Annotated in this window: 15 protein-coding genes; 12 read left to right on the top strand and 3 right to left on the bottom strand. The window is 28.9% G+C overall.

Going from position 1 to position 18475, the window contains the following annotated elements; all coding sequences use genetic code 11:
• Nucleotides 1–124 precede the first annotated feature (124 nt).
• The 5 genes from ACY2RX_RS13820 to ACY2RX_RS13800 all read left to right on the top strand — a co-directional run bounded on the left by ACY2RX_RS13820 (nt 125) and on the right by ACY2RX_RS13800 (nt 10777).
• The gene (locus ACY2RX_RS13820; RefSeq protein WP_490104569.1) at nt 125–3574 is read left to right on the top strand and encodes a SusC/RagA family TonB-linked outer membrane protein; all 3450 of its coding nucleotides are present in this window, start codon (nt 125–127) and stop codon (nt 3572–3574) included.
• 11 nt (nt 3575–3585) lie between these two features.
• On the top strand, nt 3586–4929 hold the full coding sequence (locus ACY2RX_RS13815; protein WP_490104568.1) for a RagB/SusD family nutrient uptake outer membrane protein: 1344 nt from the start codon (nt 3586–3588) through the stop codon (nt 4927–4929).
• Between the two features lie 610 nt (nt 4930–5539).
• A complete protein-coding gene (locus tag ACY2RX_RS13810) occupies nt 5540–5761 on the top strand; it encodes a hypothetical protein (protein ID WP_490104567.1) in 222 nt (73 codons plus the stop codon).
• Nucleotides 5762–5828: 67 nt separating this feature from the next.
• Nucleotides 5829–8252 carry an outer membrane beta-barrel protein gene (locus ACY2RX_RS13805; protein ID WP_490104566.1) on the top strand — a complete coding sequence of 808 codons (2424 nt, stop codon included), beginning with the start codon at nt 5829–5831 and terminating at the stop codon, nt 8250–8252.
• A gap of 32 nt (nt 8253–8284) precedes the next feature.
• Nucleotides 8285–10777 carry a zinc-dependent metalloprotease gene (locus ACY2RX_RS13800; RefSeq protein ID WP_490104565.1) on the top strand — a complete coding sequence of 831 codons (2493 nt, stop codon included), beginning with the start codon at nt 8285–8287 and terminating at the stop codon, nt 10775–10777.
• A 226-nt stretch (nt 10778–11003) separates the two neighbouring features.
• Here ACY2RX_RS13800 and ACY2RX_RS13795 read toward each other — a convergent pair whose 3' ends face one another.
• Entirely contained in the window at nt 11004–11156 is a 153-nt protein-coding gene (locus ACY2RX_RS13795) for a hypothetical protein (RefSeq protein WP_490104564.1), read from the bottom strand.
• 102 nt (nt 11157–11258) lie between these two features.
• On the opposite strand from ACY2RX_RS13795, the gene ACY2RX_RS13790 reads away from it, so the two are divergent.
• Nucleotides 11259–11666 (top strand): DUF2721 domain-containing protein, encoded by a 408-nt coding sequence (locus ACY2RX_RS13790; protein WP_490104590.1) that lies wholly within the window; start codon nt 11259–11261, stop codon nt 11664–11666.
• 3 nt (nt 11667–11669) lie between these two features.
• Here ACY2RX_RS13790 and prmC read toward each other — a convergent pair whose 3' ends face one another.
• On the bottom strand, nt 11670–12557 hold the full coding sequence (gene prmC, locus ACY2RX_RS13785) for a peptide chain release factor N(5)-glutamine methyltransferase (protein WP_490104563.1): 888 nt from the start codon (nt 12555–12557) through the stop codon (nt 11670–11672).
• Between the two features lie 220 nt (nt 12558–12777).
• On the opposite strand from prmC, the gene ACY2RX_RS13780 reads away from it, so the two are divergent.
• The 5 genes from ACY2RX_RS13780 to ACY2RX_RS13760 are packed head-to-tail and all read left to right on the top strand — an operon-like array spanning nt 12778 to nt 16427.
• Complete coding sequence (locus tag ACY2RX_RS13780) at nt 12778–13236, top strand: LEA type 2 family protein (protein WP_490104562.1); 459 nt, start codon at nt 12778–12780, stop codon at nt 13234–13236.
• 25 nt (nt 13237–13261) lie between these two features.
• The gene (ribD, locus tag ACY2RX_RS13775; RefSeq protein ID WP_490104561.1) at nt 13262–14353 is read left to right on the top strand and encodes a bifunctional diaminohydroxyphosphoribosylaminopyrimidine deaminase/5-amino-6-(5-phosphoribosylamino)uracil reductase RibD; all 1092 of its coding nucleotides are present in this window, start codon (nt 13262–13264) and stop codon (nt 14351–14353) included.
• A complete protein-coding gene (locus ACY2RX_RS13770; RefSeq protein ID WP_490104560.1) occupies nt 14346–14957 on the top strand; it encodes an HAD family hydrolase in 612 nt (203 codons plus the stop codon). Before ribD ends, ACY2RX_RS13770 begins: the two co-directional genes overlap by 8 nt.
• On the top strand, nt 14954–15817 hold the full coding sequence (locus ACY2RX_RS13765; RefSeq protein WP_490104559.1) for an EamA family transporter: 864 nt from the start codon (nt 14954–14956) through the stop codon (nt 15815–15817). The genes ACY2RX_RS13770 and ACY2RX_RS13765 overlap by 4 nt, the downstream gene beginning before the upstream one ends.
• 1 nt (nt 15818) lies before the next feature.
• Nucleotides 15819–16427, top strand: coding sequence for an IMPACT family protein (locus ACY2RX_RS13760; protein ID WP_490104558.1), 609 nt, complete (start codon nt 15819–15821; stop codon nt 16425–16427).
• 21 nt (nt 16428–16448) lie between these two features.
• Here the strand turns inward: ACY2RX_RS13760 and ACY2RX_RS13755 are convergent, their stop codons facing one another.
• Nucleotides 16449–16847: an acyl-CoA thioesterase gene (locus ACY2RX_RS13755; protein ID WP_490104557.1), complete on the bottom strand. Its 399-nt coding sequence runs from the start codon at nt 16845–16847 to the stop codon at nt 16449–16451.
• Nucleotides 16848–17020: 173 nt separating this feature from the next.
• On the opposite strand from ACY2RX_RS13755, the gene dnaA reads away from it, so the two are divergent.
• Nucleotides 17021–18448 (top strand): chromosomal replication initiator protein DnaA, encoded by a 1428-nt coding sequence (dnaA, locus tag ACY2RX_RS13750; RefSeq protein WP_490104556.1) that lies wholly within the window; start codon nt 17021–17023, stop codon nt 18446–18448.
• Nucleotides 18449–18475: the final 27 nt, after the last annotated feature.

Below are 18475 nucleotides of genomic sequence, written 5' to 3'. Positions count from 1 at the left end.
ACATTTCTCGAAAATTGAATTAATTAAAAAATCTGAAAACTAACTTTTTAATCATTACAAAAATATGAAAAATCATAGAATGATTTGCATTTTTAATGCAATCACTAATAAACTTGATTTAAAAATGAAACTTACGGGATTACTTTTGTTTTTAACCTTGTTTCAAATGAGTGCAAGTGATACCTATTCTCAAAACACTAAAATATCATTACGCTTAAAATCAGCAACCATAGAAAAAGTTCTTAATGAAATAGAACGTAAAACAGACATCAACTTTTTCTATAAAAATGCTGATATTAACTTAAATAAAAAAGTAGATATCAATGCTAAAAAAACAAGTATCATAAAAATTCTTGAAATTATTTTTAAAACTTCTAGTATTAAATTTGAAGTTTTTAACAAACAAATAATTCTTCGAGAAGAAACTACCCCTAAAAAGAAAGTTTTTTTTAATAAAAAACGTTTAAAGCAACAAAAAACTGTCAGCGGAACAATTACCGATAAAAAAGGAACACCTTTATTTGGTGCTACAGTTGTTGTAAAAGGAAGCAAAAGAGCAACAAGTTCAGATTTTGATGGCAAGTATAGTATTTTTTTGCCACCAAATGCTACCACTTTAATAATTACATATATTGGTTATAAAAAGCAAGAAGTACTTATTAATAATAGAAAAAAAATTGATATTCAACTAGAAACAGAAGAAACTAATTTAGATGAAATAGTTGTAATTGGTTATGGTAAGGTTAAAAAAGAAGCACTAACAGGTTCTGTGGGTTCTGTAAATGTTAAGGGTATAGTTAGTCAAGGAACTCTAGTGAATATAGATCAAGCTTTACAAGGTCAGATTGCAGGTGTTCAAGTTAGTAGCCCAATTGGTAGACCTGGTGCAGCTGCAAGAGTAAGAATACGTGGTAGTTCTTCTATTTTAGGAACCAACCAACCTCTTTATGTAATTGATGGTGTGCCATTGTCTCCAAATGCTGAAATTCCTGGTTTTGCAAGTTTTATTGATTATTCTACAAATTCTAATACAACTGATTTTGAAAATGAAGGTTTTAATAATGATTTAGGTTTTTTAGATTTTAGAAATATTGAAAGTATTTCTATTCTAAAAGATGCTTCTGCAACAGCAATTTATGGCTCAAGAGGTTCTAATGGTGTAATAGTAATTACTACAAAAGGTGGTAAAAAAGTATCAAAACCACAGTTTGAAATTTCTGCAACTCAAAGAGTAAATTTAAGACAACGTGTAAATGTCTTAAACACAAAACAATACCAACAAATTTATAAAGAAGCAATTGAAAATTATCAAAAAAGTGGAGGTATAATACCAAGAAACGATTTTTTTGCTAAAGGTATTTTAGCAGGCACAGAAATAAATACAGATGTAGATACAGATTGGCAATCTTTAATAGGAAAGGGAACTTCTTTTACAAATGATTACAGATTTGCAGTTAGAGGATCTAGTGAAAAAGGTTCTTATTTTACATCTCTTAGTATGAAAAACGATAAAGGAGCTATAGAAGGAGATAAGTTAAAACGTTACTCTTTTGGGCTTACATTAAGGCAACAATTAAAAGATAATTTAACTTTTACAAGTAATATAAGCATAGGTAGAGTAGATAGTAAAACTGTACTTGGTGGTTTCTTTAGCGCATCTCAAGCAGCCATTGCTTTAAGACCAGATAAAACACCCTATGATAAGGATGGAAAGCTTATAAATAAATTTGGAGATATTTACAATCCTATTTCATTAAAGGCAAATACAGTTACTTCTAGTACTTTTTCTATGTTAGGAAATATTGGTTTTGAATACGAGCCAATAAAAGATTTAGTTTTAAAATCTACAGGTATTTTACAATATATAGATGGTGAAAACTACTCTTATTATCCAAGTTTTACATTAGCAGGAGGAGGTATAAGAAAAAATGGTAGAGGAAGCCTTATAAATACTAAAACCATTAATCCTTCAATTGCTACCACATTAACGTATGATTTTTCAATAGGCAAACATCATACAAATGTTGTAGTTGGAAATACATTTGAAAGTAATAGCTCTAAAACCAACAATGCTTATGGTGAAAACTTCCCAAACGACAACACTCTTACGGGTATTAACTATGCAAGTGAAAATTTATCGAACCAAGAAGCAATCACTAAAAGTGTATTGCTATCATTCTTTTCTAGATTACAATACGACTATGATAGTAAATATTTGTTAAGTCTTTCTGCAAGAGCAGATGGTTCTTCTAAATTTGGTGTAAACCAACGTTGGTCTTATTTTCCATCTGCTGGTATTGGTTGGAATATACATAAAGAAAATTTTGCAAAAGACATATCATGGCTAAGCAATTTAAAACTTAAAGCAAGTATTGGTCAGTCGGGTAATGTTACTTTCGACCCTAACCAATCTTTTAGTTTATTTGGAGCATTAAATGGAACATTGGGTATATATAATGGGCAAACAGGTATAGTGCCATTAAGAATTGGAAATCCAGATTTAAAATGGGAAATAACAACGCAAACAGATTTTGGTATTGATTTTGGTTTTTTAGATAGAGCTATAACTGGTGAAGTAGGTTATTTTGTTAAAAAAACAAAAGATGTTTTATTTCAAACAACTTTACCATCATCATCTGGGTTAGCAACTGTGATAGCAAATTTGGGTGATACAGAAAACAAAGGTTTTGAGCTTACACTTAACTTTAGAATCTTAGATAAAAATGATTTTAAATGGAATATGATGTTTAATGCTACCACAGCAAGTAGTAAAGTAAAAAGTTTAAATAGTAGTTATAAAGATGCGTTAGGAAGAATTAATATTGGAGGCATTTATTTAATAGAAAATCAACCATTAGGCTTAATAAGTGGTCACGTTGCAGAAGGAATCTTTAAAACACAAAAAGAAGTAGATGCTTTAAACGCAAAATCTCCTACTGGGGCGTATCAATATAGTGGTACAGGAGCAGGAGATATTCGATATGCAGATTTAAATGGAGATGGACGCGTAGATCCTTCATCAAAAGGAGGTGATGTAACTTCAATTGGTAGTATAGAACCAGATTTTTTTGGCGGGATAAATTCTAATTTTTCTTACAAAGGCTTCTCTTTAAATATTTTTGCAAATTACAGTGTAGGTAACGATATTTATTGGAAAGCAGGTGAAGATGCTTTTAGCTTTTCATCACTTAACGATCAAGGTAATAAACTAGTAAATGTGCTAGATAGATGGACACCAGAAAACCCAAATGCAAAATACCCAAGAGCTATTTATAGAACGAATACAGGTGGTGGTAATCGTAATAACAGACGGTCTAGTTTATATGTACATAAAGGAGACTATTTGAGAATAAAGACGGTAACATTTAGTTATGGATTGCCTAAAAGAGTAATTAGAAATATTGGTTTACAAGATTTATCTTTATTTATAACGGGTACAAATCTATTTACATTCACAAAATATCCTGGTGCAGACCCAGAATTAACAAATATCTCTAGCTTTAGAATCCCTTCAGATAGAAACAGGTATCCTATATCAAAGCAATTTACAGCTGGTGTTAGATTAACTTTTTAAAATCATAGAAAATGAAAAATAAAATTATAATACTTAGTCTATTAATTACTGTTTTTTTTAGTGCTTGTGAAAATGTACTAGACGTAAAACCAAATAATTATTTATTTCAAGAACAATTAGTAACAGATGATAAAAGTGCACAAGCGTCTTTAACTGGCGTATATACACAATTTAATATTATTTTTATGTCTCAGTATATAGAGCTAGTGCCATCTTTAATGGTAGGTTCTTTAACCACAACCTCTAGTCGCTCCTTTAAAGAAGCTAGCTCTAATGATTTTGACTCAAACAACATAATTACAAAATTCATTTACGAAGCACCTTATGATATTATAAATTCTGCAAATGCAACTATTTCAGCAGTTTTAGATAATAGTAAAGTTTCTAAAGTAGAAAGAGATAGAATTCTTAGTGAGGCTTATTTTTTAAGAGCATTTGGGCATTTTCAAGTCTTAAAATATTTTGGACAATTTTTTGACCTTAATAGTAAATATGGAGTAGTAATCAGAGAAAAACTCTCTACTTTCGAGAATAGAAAAAAGAAAAGAGCTACAGTACAAGAAAGTTACGATTTTATATTGAAAGATTTAGAAGAGAGTATAAAATTGAATGCACCCTTTAGAAAAAACTTTTTTGCGTCTGCTTTGGCTGCAAAAGCATTTAAAGCAAACATATTACTCTATATGGGAGGTAATGCTAATTATACCAAAGCTATTAATTTAGCTAATGAGGTAATTAATGATAAAGGTGTAAAGTTAGAGCCTAAATTTGTTGATGTTTTTAATAGTGGAAACAGTAATGACGAAGTTATTTTTGGTCGTTATTCAGATAATAGTGTTGCTACTAAATCAGCTTTTTTTTATCAAAGACAACAAAAAGCCTCACCTTGGGTTAAAAAGAGTTTACAAGGAGACCCAAGAGCTTCAGATTCTTTTAATGCAAGCAATAGTAGAATTAAAAAAGTCTATATTTTAAGTTTAAGAGGTGGAGCAACCAACTATATGCGTTTAGCAGAGGTATACCTAATAAAAGCAGAATGCCAAGCTAGATTAAATCAATTAGCAGCAGCAGAAGCTACACTAAATATTGTTAGAAAAAGAGCCTATGGAGGAACTCCACCTGCATTAACATACACAAATAAAAAAGAATTATTAGATTTAATTTTTAATGAATATGTTAAAGAACTTTGTTTTGAAGCTGGTTCGGTTTGGTCTGCAGCAATTCGTCATAACAAAGTAGAAATATTAAAGTCGAATGTAAAGAGTAAGAACCAATATATTATGCCAATACCTTTAAACGAGTTACAAACAAATACGTTGTTTGGTGAGCAAAACCCTGGTTATGATGGGATATAATTGATTATTTACAATTAATTAACATATAAGATTAACCCTGGTTATGAATAATTGTCTCCTTAATAATTAAACAGAATCATAAATTAATTTTTAAAAGATGTAAACTTATAATCCCCTAAATTATGTCATTACAGAAATATATTAATCGCATAAAACAAATAGATCAGCTCATCAGATTAGAGGCAACTGGAAATCCAGAGGAATGTGCAAGAAAATTACAAATTTCTAAAAGAAGTTTATATTGTTTACTGGATGAATTAAAAACAGATTTTAGTTGCCCAATAAAATACTGTAGAGCTAAAAGAAGTTATATATATACAAAAAAAGGAATAATTTCTGAAATCAAATTTAGATCCATATTTTAATATAGGTTTATAAAATAGATAATTTAACTCATAGTGCTGTATTTCTGCACTAACATTTTTTAAGTTTAAGATAATTTTAAGAATTGTAAGAGATTATAGATATAAACAATTCAAAATACTTAAACTTAAAAATTATCTGCCAATGAGATAGATTCTATAATAAACAACTAGAGGAATGTATTATAAAGATAATATACCTCGCAGATTTTACAATAAAATATTTTAATAATTTAAATTTTATAATCATGAAAAAAGTAATAATTTCTAGTGTATTTATGTTAATGACTCTTGTATGTTTCGCACAGACTTGTGCTGAAAAATTTGTTAAATTAGATAGCAATGCGGACGGACTTATTTCTAGAGAAGAGGCAGCTGTAGATGCTGTAATAAAAAATTGGTTTGACATAATAGATACAGATGCAGATGGAGCTATAGATTTGGGGGAATTTGCACATTTTTGCTCATAAATCTTAAATAATAACCAATATAGAATAGTAAATAAATAACTATTCTATATTGGTTATTTATATAAATATGAAATATTTTACTTTAATAAGCTGTCTAATAATCATACAACATCTATGCGGACAATCACAAAAGTCTGTTTCCAATTCAGAACAGTTAAAAGGTTTTAAAATAAGTGGCAAAGTAACCAACATTAAAAACCAACCGATACCAGATGCCCATATAGTTTTTATCAATATAAAAACTGAAAAAAAATTAGGTACTACTAGTCATCAAGAGAATGGACAGTTTTCCATCCAATTAATTCCTGGCGAATACATACTACAAGTAACCGCTTTAGGTTTTACTACTTATACTAAAAAACAGAAGATTTTAAAAAACACAGTACTAAAAGCTATTGTGCTTCAAGAACAAAATGAAGCGTTAGATGAGGTAGTAATTAGAGCTGCATTATCTAAAAATATAAAACACAATGCAACTGGTATGACTATTAATATGCAAAACGATGCATTGTATAAAAAAATGTCAACTGCAGAAGTATTATCCTTGCTTCCTGGTGTAACAGTGAGTGAAGATGGAGCTGTTAAGCTTCAAGGAATTCCTGCTAAAGTTACCATAAATGGTAAAACACAAAGAATGTCTTCTAGCATTCTTATGATGCTTTTAGAAAGTATGCAGGGTGACCAACTTAAAAATATAGAACTGATTAACACACCTTCTGCAAAGTATAGTGGTAGAGTTCAAAAAGTAATCGATATTAATTTAAAAAAGAAACGCAATGATGGTTTAGCAGGTTCAGTTTCAACAAGAATTTCGAATGCAGATTTCTCAATAAGCCCTTTTGCTTCACTTAATTATAAAACTGGCAAGTTTGTTTTTACTGCAACATCTTCTCCTTATAGCTATTCTAAAAGATCTAGAGATGCGTTTATAAAAAGAAAATTGTTAGACAACAGTTTGTCTTTTGATGAAGAACAAAGAAGTTTAAATAAATCCAACAGTGGTTACAATCAATTTGGAATAGATTATACTATTGATAAAAAACATTCGGTATCGGCTGGTGTTACTTTAAGTAATGCTAATAATGATTCAAATATAGATTTTGTAACCAATCAATTTGCTTTTAAAACGCTAACCAATCAACAATCTAATAGCAACTTTAGAAACTCAATTAATAATTCCTATACCGTAGATTTTGGTTATCGTTTTGATATGGATAAAAAAGGAACGCGTTTGGATTTTGCAACTAGTTATGGTGAAAACAAGCAAGATGACAATGCTACAAATGAAAGCAAATTAATAGATGTTATAAACAAAACAACACTTTCTAAAAGAAATAGAGATAATCAAAATCAAGACAACAAACAATACAGTAGTAGATTAGATTATACAAAGCCATTAAAAGATAAAAAAGGAAAATTTGAAGCGGGTCTTAAATTTGATAATTTAACAATTACAGATGCCAATCTATTTGAAACTTTTAATACAAACAATAATAGTTTTGAAGCAGATGCTAATTTTACCAATGCTTTTGAATATAATGAGCAAGTGTATACAAGTTATATGTCTTACAATACGAATCTTAAAAAATTAAAGTATTCTTTGGGTTTACGATTAGAACATATAGAAACACAAAGTTTTTCAAAAACAACAAGCAAACCATTTAGCAATTCTTACACTAATTTTTTGCCCGTTATTTCTTTAAAATATATGACCAATAAAAAACAAACAAGTAATATTGGTTTTTCTTATAGAAAAGGATATAGCCTTCCTCCTTATATTCAGTTAAATCCTTTTGAGGTTTTTTTAAATTCTAACACAATAAAACGAGGCAACCCAGCATTAACACAAAGTCTCTATCATATTTTGGCATTGAGTACCACAATAAAGAATAAATATTTTCTTACACTTTACGCAAATTTTTATACAAACCTATTTCAAACAACTCAAATTTTAGAAGGGAATAATACAATTATCTCTTATCAAAATTTAGGCACTAGATCTTTATATAAAGCCAATTTTAACACAACATTTAAATTGTTTTCTTGGTGGCGTTTAAATGTAAACCCGATGTTAAGTTATAGCATTTTAAATAATAATCGTGTTAACAACAAAGTGTTTGTATTTCAAGCTTATACTGTAAACTCATTTACTTTACCCGCTAATTTTAGAGTAAGTTTAACTACCCTTTTTTCTAACGGAGAATCTGGTGGTTTAGATAGGTCAAATGAATTTCTTAGAGTTCTTTCAAATGTATCACTATCTAAACGATTTTTAAAAAACAAAGCATCTGTACGCGTGGGTGTTTCAGATATTTTTGGCGTCTCAAATAGAAATGAAAGTACCTATGTTTTAAATAATACAAGTTTTTCTAGAAGAGTAGTAATACAAAACCCTAGAATAAATTTTAGTTTTTCTTATCGTTTTTCATCAGGTAAAAAAGTGAGTAAAAAAGGTAAGAAAACCAGTAAGGTAAATAGTACACGATTTTAAATTAAATAGATAAAAATTAATAAAACAAACTAATGAAAAAAATTATAACAAAACTATTACTAGTTGCTTTTGTTTTTGGTTTTTCTACAGAAGTAGATGCTCAATTTTGGAAGAAAAAGAAAAAAGAAACCAAAAAAGTAGCTCCAAAACCAAAACCAAAACCAAAAAAAGGAGCAATAAAACCGTATAGTAAAGTAGTAACTAAAGAACATAAAACAGACGAAGGTTTGTTTAAAATTCATCATAAAGAAGAAGAATATTTATTTGAAATTCCAGATTCTTTATTAGAAAGAGAAATGTTAATGGTAACTAGAATTGCTAAAACAGCGAGTAGAATGGGTTTTGGAGGAGGAAAAATGAATACTCAAGTATTACGCTGGCAAAAAAAAGGCAAAAAAATATTGTTACGTGTCGTTTCTCATAATGTTGTTGCAGATACAATTTTGCCTGTGCATGAGGCAGTTGTAAATTCAAATTTTGAACCTATCTTATATGCATTTCCCATAAAAGCATTTAGCAAAGATTCTACTGCAACTGTAATAGATGTTACCCCTTTTTTTACAGAGGATGTAAAAGCAATAGGTTATCCAGCATCAAGAAGAAAAAGACATTTAATCTCTAGAGTAGATAAAAATCGTTCTTATATAGAAAGATTAAGTAGTTATCCTAAAAATATTGAAGTTAGACATGTTAAAACGTATTATGCAAATAGAGCTCCTTCAACAGCTTCTACCACAGGTGCTATTTCTTTAGAGATGAGTAACTCTATGGTTTTGCTACCAAAAAAACCAATGAGTAGAAGGTATTTTGATCAAAGAGTAGGTTGGTTTGCCAGAAGTCAGACAGATTATGGTTTAAAAGCTCAAAAAAGTAAAAGGTTAACTTATATAGATAGATGGAGGCTAGAAGTAAAAGATGAAGACATCGAAAAATTTAAAAGAGGTGAATTAGTAGAACCTAAAAAACAAATTGTTTATTATATTGATAGAGCAACTCCTAAAGAGTGGGTTCCGTTTATAAAACAAGGAATAGAAGATTGGCAAGTTGCTTTTGAAGCTGCTGGTTTTAAAAATGCCATTATTGCTAAAGATCCACCAAGTAAAGAAGAAGACCCAGATTGGTCTCCAGAAGATGTACGTTATTCTGTAGTACGTTATTTAGCTTCCCCAATTCCGAATGCAAATGGTCCTCATGTTAGCGATCCACGTTCTGGTGAGATTTTAGAATCTGATATCAACTGGTATCATAATGTTATGACGTTGTTGCACAATTGGTTTTTTATTCAAACAGCAGCAATTAACCCAGATGCGCGTTCAAATTCATTTAAGACAGAAGTTATGGGACGCTTAATTCGTTTTGTATCTTCTCATGAAGTTGGTCATACTTTAGGTTTGCCTCATAATATGGGAAGTTCTGTAGCTTATCCTGTAGATTCTTTACGCTCTGCAACATTCACAAAAAAATATGGAACAACTCCATCTATAATGGATTATGCTCGTTTTAATTATATAGCACAACCAGGAGATAAAGATGTTGCTTTAATGCCAAATATTGGTCCTTATGATAAGTATTCTATTGCTTGGGGATATAAACCAATATTAAATACAACTGCAAAAGGAGAAAAAGAAACTTTAAATAAATGGATTTTAAAACACGCAGGAGATCCAATTTATCGTTTTGGAAATCAGCAATTTATGAATACTGTAGATCCGAGTTCTCAAACAGAAGATTTAGGAGATGATGCAATGAAAGCAAGTGAATATGGTATTAAAAACTTAAAAATAATTTTATCAAATTTAGAAAAGTGGACTTCTGTAAAAGGAGAAAACTATGCTGAATTATCAACAATGTATAAAGAATTATTAAATCAGTTTAATAGATATATTGGGCACGTATCAGCAAATATTGGTGGAGTTTATGAGAATTTTAAAACTACAGACCAAGAAGGAGCTGTTTATACTTATGTAAGTAAAGACAAACAAAAAAGGGCAGTTAAGTTTTTAGTAGATCAGGTTTTTACAACCCCAACTTGGTTATTAAAAAAAGAGATTTTTAATAAAATACAATTTTCTGGTTCCGATGTTAAAATTAAAGATTTACAAGTTGCTACTTTAAATAGAGTTATGAGACCAGGACATCTTGCCAGATTGTTAGAAAATGAAACTTTAAATGGTAAAAAGGCTTATACTTTTATGAATTTAATTGCTGATTTTAGAAAAGGTATTTTTACAGAATTATATTCTAAAAAATCAATAGATGCTTACAGAAGAAACCTTCAAAGAGCCTATATTATTAAATTAGCTACTTTAATGAAAGCAAAAAAGCAAGGGTCAATTAATTTTAGTGTATTTAAATTGTCGGCTATTGATGCAAATATTTCTGATTTAAAGCCAATTATAAGAGGAGAATTGAATAGAATTAAAAAAGATATTAATAGCTATTTAGCAAGTTCTAAAAATACAATTACTAGATACCATTTAAAAGATTTAGTTAAAAGAATAAATACAATTCTCGATCCAAAGTAAGCAGTTACGTTTTTAATCGAAAAGAATTCCTCGAGGCTGAGCCTCGAGGTTTCCGTTGAAATTGTCATTTCCGTGAAAACGGGAATCTAAATACAGAATTTTGGTTTTTAACCTTTTTCAGTTCAAAACTTGTACTTAACTTAATTGAGTATGAAACCAGTGAAATTAAATTCACGGGCTTAATTTTAAATATTAATAATCGTTAACCTATTTTAGGACGACTCAACTAATTTTTCTGTTCGTTCGCTTTTTTAATAATAGCTTTCAGTCGTTCTTTATTCCGTTGTTTTTCTAACTTTACTTTATTTATTTTTTGATGCATTAATTTAGTGTGTTTTGCTTTGTTAACTGTATTTTTTGCTTTTCCTTTTTTGGGCATTTTATAAATTGATTTTTAGTTTCTTTTCTAAGAATATTAGCAAGAGTTTTTGTGAAAAATGTTCTAAATATTAAAAAATTATTGTCTAATTTTGACGCTTATATGGAAGAACTCACACTTACAACTCCTGCATTATTATTTTCTGCAATATCATTAATTATGTTAGCATATACAAACCGTTTTTTGGCGTATGCAGCAGTAATTAGAAATTTACACGATATTTATCTAGAAAAAAAAGACGACTCTTTACTAAGACAAATAAAGAACTTAAAATTACGATTAAATTTAACTAGATATATGCAGATTTTTGGTATTTCTAGTTTGTTGTTTTGTGTTTTAACAATGTTTTTAATTTATATAGATTTGCATAATATGGCAGTTTGGGTATTTGGTTTAGCTTTAATTTTATTAATTATTTCTTTATCAATGTTGATAAAAGAAATACAGATTTCAGCCAAAGCATTACAACATCATATTGCAGATATAGAAGAACATTTGCAAAGAAAATAAGAATTAAAACAATCTCGCTTTTATCATTCTATTATTTCCGAATAAATCTTTTTTTAACTCGATATTTTTAAAACCCTTAGCTTTGAGTAAATCAATCATTTCTTTTCCTAGATATTGATTGATTTCAAAAAACAATAACCCATTTTTAGTTAAATGTTTTTTTGCTAATTCTGCAATTTTAGAATAAAATTTTAATGGGTTATCATCATCTACAAACAAAGCTAAATAAGGTTCATTTTGCAAAACATTATTTTTAATTTCTACTTTTTCTAATTCTCTAACATAAGGAGGGTTTGAAACGATTACATCAAATTGTTGAGGTAGTGTTTCAGTTTGTAAAATATCTCTTTCTATAAAGTTTACGTTAACATCATTTAGTTTTGCGTTTTGTTGCGCAATTTTTAAAGCATCTGCAGAAATATCAATTGCAGAAATGCGAACGTTTTTTAAGTTTTTAGCTAATGAAATAGGAATACAACCTGTACCTGTTCCAATATCAAGAATTGATAACTTTGCGACTTTGCGACTTTGCAACTTTGTCTCTCTACAACTTTGTAACTTTGTAACTTCTAACAAAATCCATTCCACCAATTCTTCGGTTTCTGGTCTGGGAATTAGCGTATTTTTATCAACCCAAAAAGGCAATCCAAAAAATTCAGTTTTTCCTAAAATATATTGCAAAGGTTCTTCATTTTGAAGCCTTTTTAGAATGTTATTTAATTCTAACAATTTATCATCAGTAATAATAAAATCTGGTTTTAGAACAGTATCAACTCTTTGTAAATTGAGTTTTTCTTCCATCAACAAAAAAAAGAAAGTGTCTATTTCTGTTTTAGGATAAATTGAAATTAGGGCATTAAAAAACGCTTCTTTATATTCTTTTACAGTCATTTATTGTATCAATATTTAGCTTTTAGCTTCTAACTAATTTTCTTTATCCTCATAAACAATACCCGTTTTAGGTGCGCCCATTTTTAAAATTACAGACCGAATTACAACAGCCTTTTGTGCATTATCTTTAGGTAGAATTTCTCTGATGATAAAATCTTAATTTTTCATTTAATACCGTATTTTTGCAGGAGCAATGTACCTAATTTTTTAAACAAGTCTTATGAAAAAGTATTTATATTTTGTGTTGTTGTTTTTATTGATAACAAGTTGTTCTGTTAATAAAGAACCTGTTTTTATAAAAGTTGATAATGTAAAATTATTGAGTTTTAAATCAGACACAATTCGTTTAAAAGCAGAAGCTTTTTTTACAAATCCTAACGATGTTGGTGGTAAAATTTCTACGGATGAAATTAAAGTAATTGTTAACGGAGCAGAAGTTGCTCAAGTTTCTTCAGAAGAATTTAAAGTGCCTGCTAGAAAAGAATTTATCATTCCTTTAAAAGTAGTAATTCCGGCTAAAAAAGTGTTCGAAAATAATAAAAACGGAATTTTAGGTGGCTTAATAAACTCAGTTTTAAATAAATCTATTAAAGTTCAGTTTTTAGGAAATTTAGAGTATAAAGTCTTTGGCTTTAAAAAGAATTTTAAAGTTGATGAAACTCAAGAAATAAAACTTTAAACTGAACTTGATTCAGTTTATCAATATGAATACTAGCCATCAAAAATACATAAAACGTTGTTTGCAATTAGCCAAAAACGGAATTGGTTCTTCAAGACCTAATCCTTCTGTTGGTGCGGTTATTGTTTATAAAAATAAAATTATTGGAGAAGGTTTTACCTCTGAATATGGAGCTAATCATGCAGAAGTAAATGCAATTCATTCTGTAAAAGACAAAACGCTTTTAAAAGAAGCTACAATTTATGTTACACTAGAGCCTTGTGCGCATTTTGGTAAAACACCACCTTGTGCAGATTTACTTGTAAAACATCAACTTAAAAAAGTAGTAATTGGTTGTGTAGATACAAATAGTTTGGTTGCGGGTAAAGGAATTGAACGACTTAAAAATGCCGGAATAGAAGTTGTTGTTGGTGTTTTAGAGGATGAATGCAGAGCACATCACAAACGTTTTTTTACGGTTCAAGATAAAAAACGACCTTATATTATTCTAAAATGGGCAGAAACTAAAAACGGTTTTATAGCTCCAATTGCTAAAAACCAACAAAAACCAGTTTGGATTTCCAATCAATATTCACAACAATTGGTTCATAAATGGAGAAGTGAAGAACACGCAATTTTGGTAGGAACAAATACCGTAATTGCAGACAATCCTAAATTAAATGTTAGAAGTTGGTCTGGTAAAAACCCGGTAAGAATTGTGTTGGATAGAAATTTGCGAATTCCTAAAAACGCAATTATTTTTGATGAAACTGTAAAAACGATCGTAATTACAGAAAATAGAGAAGAAATAATAGAAACAAAAAATAAGAATGAAGTTGATAGTGAATGTAAGTTTGAACGCAGTAGCGCACTCGTTTTTGAAAAAATTAATTTTTCTAATAATATTGCGAATCAAATTTGCAAAGTTTTACAAAAACATCAAATTCAATCTGTAATTATTGAAGGAGGTTCACAAACACTACAAGCTTTTATCGATGAAAACCTTTGGGATGAAGCTCGTGTTTTTATTGGAGATAATGAATTTAAAAAAGGAGTGAAATCTCCAATTTTTAATAGTAAAATTTATAAAGAAACAAACATCAAAAATGATGTTTTAAAAATATATAAAAATGATTAAAAACATCATTTTCGATTTTGGCGATATTTTTATCAACCTAGACAAACCTGCAACTTTTAACGCTTTAAAGGAGTTCGGAATTTCAGAAATTTCTGATGAAATGATGAAGGTTGCACAGCAATATGAAATGGGATTTATGACTACAGAAAAATTTGTAACCTATTTTTTTAATGCGTTTAAAATCCCTAAAAAAGAATTGGTTTATGCTTGGAATTTAATTTTGTTAGATTTTCCTTTAAGCCGATTAAAATTTCTTAAAGAATTGGCAAAAAGTAAAAAATATAGACTCTTTTTACTAAGCAATACAAACGATTTACATATTTCTTGGGTTCAAAAAGAATGGGGAGAAAAATTGTATAACGAGTTTAAAAATTGTTTTGAAAAATTTTATTTAACACATAAAATTCACTTAAGAAAACCAAATGCAGATATTTACGAATTTGTGTTAAACGAAAATAATTTAGTGGCAGAAGAAACCTTATTTGTTGATGATACAAAAGAAAATACAGATGCTGCAAATTTGTTAGGAATTCATACTTGGCACCTTAAACCTGGTATAGATGATGTTGTTGAACTATTCACAAAAAAAGAAAATTTATTTTGATATATTTAGTTTTAAGTATCTTATTTGCCACAGGATTATTTGTAATTTTTAAATATTTTGGCATTTATAAAGTAGATGTTTTAAAAGCAATTGTTGTTAATTATATTATTGCTTTTATTTTAGGATTTGTTTTTACAGAAAAAAGTATTTCTATCTCAGAAATTTATCATCAACCTTGGTTTTTAGGAGCTGCATTTTTAGGTTTTTTGTTTGTAACAATCTTTTTTGTAATGGCAATGACAGCGCAAAGAAATGGCGTTTCAGTAACTTCTGTTGCCGGAAAAATGTCTGTTGTAATTCCGATTTTGTTTGGTGTTTTTTTATATAATGAATCTGTTACATTTTTAAAAGTAGTTGGTATTATAATAGCTTTAGTAGCAGTTTATTTAGCATCAATAAAAGAAGAAAAAAATGATGTAAAAAAAGCAGGTTTATTGTTTCCTATATTATTGTTTTTTGGTTCAGGAGCCATAGATACCACTTTAAAATATGTTGAAGTTAATTTTGTGCCAATTGAAGAAGTATCTGTTTTTTCTGGAAGCTTATTCGGTTTTGCAGCCTTTTTCGGATTGATTATTTTAGCGATAAAAACCATAAAAAAAAGAGAACCTTTTGGAGTAAAAAATTTAATTGCAGGTATTGTTTTAGGAGTTCCTAATTATTTTTCAATAGTTTTCTTAATTAAAGCATTGCAAACACAAGGTTTTGAAAGTTCTACACTCTTTACCATCAACAATGTTGGCGTGGTAATTGTTTCTACTTTAGTAGGTTTATTATTATTTAAAGAACAGTTTAGCACAAAAAACAAAATTGGTGTAGTTTTAGCAATTTTAGGAATTATTTTAGTGACTATTGCTTAATATGATTGAAGACGGATATAAAACCATAGAAAAGCCATCAAAAGAAACACTTTTTAAAGAAAAAGGCTCTAAGTTTTTTGGATACGCTTTTCCTGTTTTATCTGAAGATGATGTAAAACTTTGTTTAGATCTGTTAAAAAAGAAACATCATACTGCGCGTCATTTTTGTTATGCATATCAATTAGGAATCGAAAAAATAAAGTTTAGAACAAATGATGATGGAGAGCCCAATAACTCTGCAGGATTACCAATTTACGGGCAAATTCAGTCTTTTAAGGTTACCAATATTTTAATAGTTTCTGTTCGTTATTTTGGCGGTACAAAATTAGGTATAGGTGGTTTAATTTCTGCTTATAAAACTTCTGCAAAATTGGCATTAGAAGCATCAGAAATTTTAGAAAAAACAATTAATGTTTATTTTAAACTAACTTTTGCTTACGATGTAATGAATGCTGTACAAAGAATCATCAAAGAAAAAAATATTGAAATTATCCATCAGAAATTAGAAATAAATTGCGAGTACACAATTTCTGTTCGTAAAAATGATGCAGATATAATTTTTAATGTTTTTGATAATTTATACAAGGTAGATATTAAAAAGTTAGAGTAAATTTAATTTAACTAAAACAGGTTAATATCCTAAACCTTCCAATAAATAATCTGGACAACGAGTTGGTTTCATTGTTTTTTTGTCCATAAAAGCCAAAACCGTATTTCCAGTGCAAATTAATTCATTATTTTGATTTACAATTTTGTAATCAAACTCAATCTTTACCATTGGCTTTTTTACGAGAATTGTGTTTATAGTTAACACATCATCATACAAAGCAGATTTTATAAAATTACATTTTAACGAAATTACAGGTAGCATTATTCCGTTGATTTCCATATCTTTGTAGGTAACCCCTAAAGAACGGAGCCATTCAGTTCTCCCTAATTCGAAAAATTGAGCGTAGTTTCCGTGATAAACAACACCCATTTGATCGGTTTCTGAATATCGAATTCTAGTTTTTGTTGATGATTTTTTCAATAGTAATAAACAATTTTGTTTTGGGTATTTTACGGAAAAAATAATTAATAATCAATAGCAAATTCATTTTTTTATACTGAATTTTATTCACACTTTTGTAGTGCTTAAGATAAAGGGAAAAAAAGTTCGTTTTTAACCTAAATTATTAACTTAAAAAAATTTACTTAAATTAAATGACTGTAACTGCTGACTCAGTTTGGAATGAATGTTTGACCTTCATTAAGGATAACATTAAGCCACAAGCTTATAAAACTTGGTTCGAACCAATAAAGCCAGTGAAACTTTCAGGAGAAGCATTAACAATACAAGTGCCTAGTAAATTTTTTTATGAATGGTTAGAAGAACATTATATTAAATTATTACGTGTTGCATTGGTAAGACAATTAGGAAATGATGCCAAATTGATTTACGATGTAAAAATGGAAAATAATTATAGCAGTAACAGACCTCAAATTGTTAAAATTCCTAGTTCTAATAGAGATCCGTTAAAGCCTCAAAAAGTTACGGTTTCTTTAGAATCTAATAAAAGAGAATTAAGAAACCCGTTTGTAATTCCAGGATTGCAAAAAGTAAAAATCGAATCTCAATTAAATCCAAATTATAGTTTTGCAAATTTTGTAGAAGGAGATTCTAATAGATTAGCACGTTCTGCAGGTATGGCAGTTGCCAATAAACCAGGAGGAACTTCTTTTAATCCACTTTTAATTTATGGTGGAGTTGGTTTAGGAAAAACACACTTAGCACATGCAATTGGTGTAGATATTAAAGATAAATATCCAGATAAAACCGTTTTATATATTTCTTCAGAAAAATTTACACAACAGTTTATAGATTCTGTAAAATCGAATACCAGAAACGATTTTATTCATTTCTACCAAATGATTGATGTGTTAATTATTGATGATGTTCAATTTTTATCAGGTAAAGCTGGTACACAAGATGTTTTCTTCCATATATTCAACCATTTACACCAAAATGGAAAACAGGTAATTTTAACTTCAGATAAAGCGCCTGTAGATATGCAAGATATAGAACAACGATTATTATCGCGTTTTAAATGGGGATTATCGGCAGAGTTACAAGCACCAGACTACGAAACTAGAATTTCTATCTTACAAAATAAATTGTACAGAGATGGGGTAGAAATGCCAGAAGATATTGTAGAATACATTGCTAAAAATATAAAATCTAACGTTAGAGAATTAGAAGGTGTAATTATTTCTATGATTGCACAAGCTTCTTTTAACAGAAGAGAGTTTTCTTTAGAATTAGCAAGACAAATTGTAGATAAATTTGTAAAAAATACGAAAAAAGAAGTTTCTATAGATTATATTCAGAAAGAAGTTTCTAAGTATTTTGATATGGATGTGGCTACATTGCAGTCTAAAACTCGTAAACGCCATATTGTGCAAGCACGTCAGTTAGCAATGTTTTTTGCGAAGCGATTAACCAAAACTTCTTTGGCAAGTATAGGAAATCAAATAGGACAGAGAGACCATGCAACTGTGTTACACGCTTGCAAAACTGTAGATAACTTATCGGAAACAGATAAACAGTTTAGAAAATATGTAGACGACTTAACTAAAAAGTTGACTTTTTAGTTAAATTAAAATCCAAAGATTTTTGTA

This window comes from Polaribacter sp. 2405UD43-2 (assembly GCF_058147125.1).
The sequence above is the reverse complement of the archived record's forward strand: the minus strand, read 5'-3'. Positions and strand labels throughout refer to the sequence as shown.

Coding starts and splice junctions, on each gene's coding strand:
- ACY2RX_RS13760 (WP_490104558.1), top strand. CDS start 15,819: ATGATTGAAGACGGATATAAAACCATAGAAAAGCCATCAAAAGAAACA.
- ACY2RX_RS13770 (WP_490104560.1), top strand. CDS start 14,346: ATGATTAAAAACATCATTTTCGATTTTGGCGATATTTTTATCAACCTA.
- ACY2RX_RS13815 (WP_490104568.1), top strand. CDS start 3,586: ATGAAAAATAAAATTATAATACTTAGTCTATTAATTACTGTTTTTTTT.
- ACY2RX_RS13800 (WP_490104565.1), top strand. CDS start 8,285: ATGAAAAAAATTATAACAAAACTATTACTAGTTGCTTTTGTTTTTGGT.
- ACY2RX_RS13810 (WP_490104567.1), top strand. CDS start 5,540: ATGAAAAAAGTAATAATTTCTAGTGTATTTATGTTAATGACTCTTGTA.
- ACY2RX_RS13790 (WP_490104590.1), top strand. CDS start 11,259: ATGGAAGAACTCACACTTACAACTCCTGCATTATTATTTTCTGCAATA.
- dnaA (WP_490104556.1), top strand. CDS start 17,021: ATGACTGTAACTGCTGACTCAGTTTGGAATGAATGTTTGACCTTCATT.
- ACY2RX_RS13795 (WP_490104564.1), bottom strand. CDS start 11,156: ATGCCCAAAAAAGGAAAAGCAAAAAATACAGTTAACAAAGCAAAACAC.
- ACY2RX_RS13820 (WP_490104569.1), top strand. CDS start 125: ATGAAACTTACGGGATTACTTTTGTTTTTAACCTTGTTTCAAATGAGT.
- ribD (WP_490104561.1), top strand. CDS start 13,262: ATGAATACTAGCCATCAAAAATACATAAAACGTTGTTTGCAATTAGCC.
- ACY2RX_RS13805 (WP_490104566.1), top strand. CDS start 5,829: ATGAAATATTTTACTTTAATAAGCTGTCTAATAATCATACAACATCTA.
- ACY2RX_RS13780 (WP_490104562.1), top strand. CDS start 12,778: ATGAAAAAGTATTTATATTTTGTGTTGTTGTTTTTATTGATAACAAGT.
- prmC (WP_490104563.1), bottom strand. CDS start 12,557: ATGACTGTAAAAGAATATAAAGAAGCGTTTTTTAATGCCCTAATTTCA.